At 62.5% G+C, this 5,251-nt stretch carries 4 protein-coding genes and 1 pseudogene; 1 reads left to right on the forward strand and 4 read right to left on the reverse strand.

All coding sequences use genetic code 11. The annotated features are described in order from the left end of the window. From QZY06_RS04625 to motA, 4 genes and pseudogenes are all read right to left on the reverse strand, one after another. Positions 1-708, reverse strand: a 708-nt coding sequence (locus QZY06_RS04625) for a histidine-type phosphatase (protein WP_295680819.1), incomplete at its 3' end; no start/stop codon positions are given. Between the two features lie 5 nt (positions 709-713). Then, the gene (locus QZY06_RS04630; RefSeq protein WP_295680822.1) at positions 714-2,216 is read right to left on the reverse strand and encodes an NAD(P)/FAD-dependent oxidoreductase; all 1,503 of its coding nucleotides are present in this window, start codon (positions 2,214-2,216) and stop codon (positions 714-716) included. A 346-nt stretch (positions 2,217-2,562) separates the two neighbouring features. Then, positions 2,563-3,393 (reverse strand): annotated as a pseudogene (motB, locus tag QZY06_RS04635) (flagellar motor protein MotB); the annotation flags it as partial. Position 3,394: 1 nt separating this feature from the next. Continuing rightward, positions 3,395-4,249: a flagellar motor stator protein MotA gene (gene motA / locus QZY06_RS04640; protein WP_295680828.1), complete on the reverse strand. Its 855-nt coding sequence runs from the start codon at positions 4,247-4,249 to the stop codon at positions 3,395-3,397. Positions 4,250-4,460: 211 nt separating this feature from the next. Between motA and QZY06_RS04645 the strand changes: the two genes are divergently transcribed. Next, positions 4,461-5,090: a flavin reductase family protein gene (locus QZY06_RS04645; protein WP_295680831.1), complete on the forward strand. Its 630-nt coding sequence runs from the start codon at positions 4,461-4,463 to the stop codon at positions 5,088-5,090. The last annotated feature ends 161 nt before the right edge of the window (positions 5,091-5,251 follow it).

The following is a 5,251-nucleotide window of genomic DNA, read 5'->3' on the forward strand; positions in this document are numbered from 1 at the left end:
CACGCCGGTCTTGCCGCCTTCGAGCACATTGCCGAAATCCTCGATGCCGCAGGACGGCGCATCGTTCACGCAGCGCGTGCCGCTGCGCACCTGCAGGATGTCCTGCATCGCTTTCAGGCTGGCGCGTTCGCTGCGCGCGGCCTGGTCGAGACTGCCACGCGCCGCCTTCAGGATCGCCGCGCTCGCCTTCGGCACGCTGAGCTTGCAGAGGCCCACTTCAACCGGATTGAACAGCGGGTCTGGCCCCTTGTCCTGCGGCGCGAAGCCGGTCTGCAGGCCGCAGCCGGGGAACATGCCATCGAGCAGCGCCTGGGCACTGAGCGGCACGCGGCGGACGACGTTGTCGGCCCAGGCGGCGACGGTGCCGGCTTCAGGGCAGCCCTTCTCCGGCAGCAGGCCGGCAGCCGCGTAGGACTGCCGGTAATAGCCGCCAAGCGTGGTCAGCAGGCTGATGCCCCGCTCGGTCAGTTCACCAGGGCCCACCGGCCACTGCGGCCAGGGGCGGCGCGACGATGGCGCCAGCTGCTCCGGCGTCTGGTTCGGCGAACGCGCGCCGTGGCGCATCAGGAAAACCGATTTCTCGAGTGTAAGCGCCGGTGCCTGGCTCGGCGCATCTGCGGCTGATACAGCCGCCGGAATCACCAGCGCCAGCAGCAACGACGCACTGTAGCTCGCACGCCGGATTCCGGCCATGTCGTTCTTCATCATCGGGATCAGGCGGCCTTGGCAACCTTGCCGGACTTCTTCACAGCGGCATCCGCCGGCGCAGCATCGAAGCTCAGGAAACCGTCGTCGATCGGATCGCTCAGCAGCATCGGCTGATCGCGCTTGTAGTCATGCAGCACGCGCCACGGCAGGGACTTGCCCTGACGCGGTAGGGTCTGCGCGGCACGCATCACGTAACCGGATTTCAGGCTGCCGAAGATGGTGTCGTCATCGCGCTCACCGGCCGGCGCGCGTGCCTCGAAGCGCGCGTAGCCATGCTGCTTCATGTGACTGAGCAGGCGGCAGATGTAGCGGGAAGCGATGTCCGCCTTCAAGGTCCACGGTGCATTGGTGTAGCCAACGATCCAGGCGAGATTCGGCACGCCTTCGAGCAGCGTGGCCTTGTAGGTCAGATGATCGTTCGGCTGTATGCCTTTGCCATCGACGCTGATCTGGATGCCGCCGAACACCTGCAGGTTCAGGCCGGTGGCGGTGATGACGATGTCCGCCGGCAATTCATCGCCGTTCTTGAGCTTGATGCCGCCCTCGGTGAACGATTCGATCTCGGCAGTGACCACAGACGCCCGGCCCTTGCGGATGGCCTTGAACAGATCGCCGTCCGGCACTGCGCAGAGACGCTCTTCCCAGGGGTTGTAGCGCGGCGTGAAATTCTTCATGTCGACCTTGTCGCCGACCTGCTTCTCGACGCTATCCATCAGCATCTTGCGGGCCTTGTCCGGCCAGCGCAGCGAACCGAAGTACATCGCTCGCAGCAGCGCCAGATTGCGCTTGCGGGTGATCGCGTAGACCAGCTTCTTCGGCAGGAACTTCGACATCGTGCGGGCGATCGCGTCGGTGCCCGGCACGCTGAAGATGAAGCCCGGTGAACGTTGCAGCATGGTCACGTGCGCCGCGTCATCGGCCATCGCCGGCACCAGCGTCACCGCCGTGGCGCCGGAGCCGATGACGACGACGCGCTTGCCCTTGTAGTCCAGACCTTCCGGCCAGAACTGCGGATGCACGCGGGTGCCCTTGAACCGCTCCTGGCCCGGGAAGTCCGGCAGGAAGCCCTTGTCGTAGTTGTAATAGCCAGTGCAGCTGACCAGCACGCGGCTCTGGTAGGTCTGCTCGCGGCCGCTGGCTTCGTCGAGCGCGTGCACCGTCCACAGATTGGTCTTGGTCGAGAAATCGGCGCGGACGATCTTTACGCCGTAGTGGATGTTGCGATCGACGCCATATTCCTTGGCGGTCTCGGTGACGTACTCGCGGATCGAGGTGCCGTCCGCCAGCACCTTGAACGAGTTCCACGGCCGGAACGCGTAGCCGAAGGTGAACATGTCGGAATCAGAACGGATGCCGGGATAGCGGAACAGATCCCAGGTGCCACCGATGCGGCTGCGACGCTCGAGGATCGCGTAACGCTGGTCCGGGCAATCGCGCTGAATGTGGCAGGCCATGCCCACGCCGGACAGGCCGGCACCAATGATCAGCACGTCAAAGGGGTTTTGCATCGCACGCTCCTCGTTCTTGTTGGGCTGCCGGGCTGCGGCTGGGCGATCTCATTCGCTCAAGACGCAAGCCCTGCGGACGCGATCCGTGGCGGAGCGTCGTCTGGGTGAATGATCGTTTATCTCGATGCATTCGCCAACAACAGATGTGCACTCAGGCTGCTTTCGGCACCGAAACGAGGCGGTCTCGACAGGCCCGTCAGTGAGGGCTACCAGCTGCGGGTTCGACAGCCACCGCCGGAACGGCCAGGGCGGCAACTTCCGGTGCTGCCTCAGCTGCAGCTTGCTCGGGCGCTTCGTCGAGCGGGCCGCCGGAGTACTCGCGGGTCTGCTCGCCTTTCGCCGCAGCTTCGGCGTCGATGGTCATCACGACGATGCTGATCCGACGGTTGATCGGCGCTTGCGCATTCTCCTTGTCGAACAGTACCGAGGACGACAGGCCGACGACGACGGCGATCTTGTCCTCGCTCAAGCCACCGGCCACCAGGGCGCGCCGCGCGGCATTGGCGCGATCGGCTGACAGTTCCCAGTTCGTGTAGCCATTGGCCTTGCCGTACGGCGTGGTGTCCGTGTGACCGCTGATACTGATGCGGTTCGGCACTTCGCCAATGAACGTCGCCAACTCGCGCAGGATCTCGACGGTGTAGGCCTTCAGGCTGGTGCTGCCGATGTCGAACATCGGCCGGTTCTGCTTGTCGACGATCTGGATGCGCAGGCCGGCGGGCGTGATGTCGATCAGCAACTGATCCTTGAACGGGGCGAGCGACTGGCTGGCCTCGATCGCTGCGCTCAGCTCCTTCATCAGCGATTCCAGGCGCTTGCGCTCCTGTTCCTTGGCCATCTTTTTCGCTTCTTTTGGATCGGCCGGCCGGATCGTCGCTTTCTTCAATTCCATGCCGCTGCCGAGCTTGATCAGGCTGGTGCTGGCACCGCCCGGCCCGTTCACGCCAGGCGAGGGCGCGGTTGCGCGGCCGTCCATCATGCTCGGGTTGTTGAAATATTCGGAGATCGCGCCTCGCTGCTCCTTGGTGGTCGCTGCGATCAGCCACATAAGGAGAAAGAAGGCCATCATCGCGGTCGCGAAATCGGCAAAGGCGACCTTCCAGGAGCCGCCGTGATGGCCGCCGGCGACGACTTTCTTGACCCGGCGAATGACGATCGGCGTGATCGTGTCGCCCATGTCATTTCGCCCCTTTCAGATGGGCCTCGAACTCCGAAAAACTGGGCCGCATGTCGATCGTCAGCGACTTGCGGGCGAACTCCACCGCGATGTTCGGGTTGTAGCCATGGAGGTTGGCAACCAGCGCCATCTTCACGCATTCGTAAGCCTTGGAATCCGCCTTGGCGACGGTTTCCACCGCAATCGCCAGCGGGCCGACGAAACCGTAGGCAAGCAGGATGCCGAGGAAGGTACCGACCAAGGCTGCAGCGACATGCTCGCCGACGGCGGCAATATCACCGCCGATCGCCCCCATCGTGATGACAATGCCAAGCACGGCGGCAACGATGCCGAAACCCGGCAGCGAATCGGATACCCGCGTCAGCGCATGGGCCGGCGCTTCTGCTTCGTGATGGTGGGTTTCCAGTTCCAGATCGAGCAGCGGTTCCAGCTCGTGCGGACTCATGTTGCCGGACACGATCATCCGCAGGCAGTCGGTGATGAACTCGAGCAGATGATGATCTTTGGCAATGCTCGGATATTTCGAAAAGATCGTGCTCGCGGCCGGATCTTCAATGTGCGTTTCCAGCGACATCATGCCGCTCTTGCGGGCGGTACTGAGCAGTTCGTACATCAGCCCGAGAATCTCGAGATAACTCTGCTTCTTGTAGTGCGGCCCCTTCAGCACCGAGATCACGCTGGAGAACACCGCCTTGACCACTTTCATCGGATTGGCGATCAGGAAGCCGCCGAACGCAGCACCGCCGATCACCAGCAGTTCATAAGGCTGCCAGAGCGCCATGATCTGACCGTGAGACAGCACGAAGCCGCCGAGCACACTGGCAATGACAACGAGAGAGCCAACAATGGGCAACATGGCGGATTCCGGGCGATGGACGAGAACAGCGGCGTTCACCTCGTCTATCGGCAGCCGCGGACTTTGCTTGACGTCAATCGATCAAGAACCGGCAAGCGGCGGTGATCCCTGGCTTTTCGGTAACAGCTGAGGAAGTTGTGTCCGGAAGGCGGGGCACGGGTCCATGACGAACGAGGCAGAATCGACGGGTCCTTCCGAACACTGCCTCCTCATGTCTGAATCCGAACGCGATCACTACTACGAGCCTCGGAACGGGCACGGCCTGCCGCACGATCCGTTCAACGCGATCGTCGGCCCACGGCCGATCGGCTGGATTTCGAGTCAGGACGCAGAAGGCGGACGCAACCTGGCGCCCTACAGTTTCTTCAATGCATTCAATTACGTACCGCCGATCATCGGGTTCTCGAGTATCGGCTACAAGGACACCGTGCGGAACATCGAGCAAACCGGGGAGTTCGCCTGGAACCTAGTGACACGTCCACTCGCAGTAGCCATGAACGCGAGTTGCGCGCCGGTGTCGCCGGAAGTCGACGAGTTCGTGCTGGCCGGTCTCACGCCTGCCGCGTCACGTCTTATCAAGCCACCGCGAGTCGCCGAAAGTCCGGTGTCCTTTGAATGCCGGATGACTCAGATCATCCAGCTGAAGGGCCACGACGGAGCGCTGGCTGATAGCTGGCTGGTACTAGGCGAAGTCGTTGCAGTTCATATCTCCAGATCGTTGCTGAAGAATGGAATCTACGACACTGCAGCGGCGCATCCGGTGCTGCGCGCAGGTGGCCCTGCTGATTATTACGAGATTGAAGCGAGCAGTCGTTTTCAGCTATTCCGCCCGACAGCTTGACTCTCTGTTTTATAGAACGACCTACAAAGGAAAACCCCCTGACCGGTTTAACGATCAGGGGGTTTTGGTTGGAGCCTGGCAGTGTCCTACTCTCGCATGGTCTTAGCCACACTACCATCGGCGCTGAGCTGTTTCACTACCGTGTTCGGGATGGGAACGGG

The sequence above is a fragment of the uncultured Nevskia sp. genome (genome assembly GCF_903885465.1).
GTDB lineage: Bacteria > Pseudomonadota > Gammaproteobacteria > Nevskiales > Nevskiaceae > Nevskia.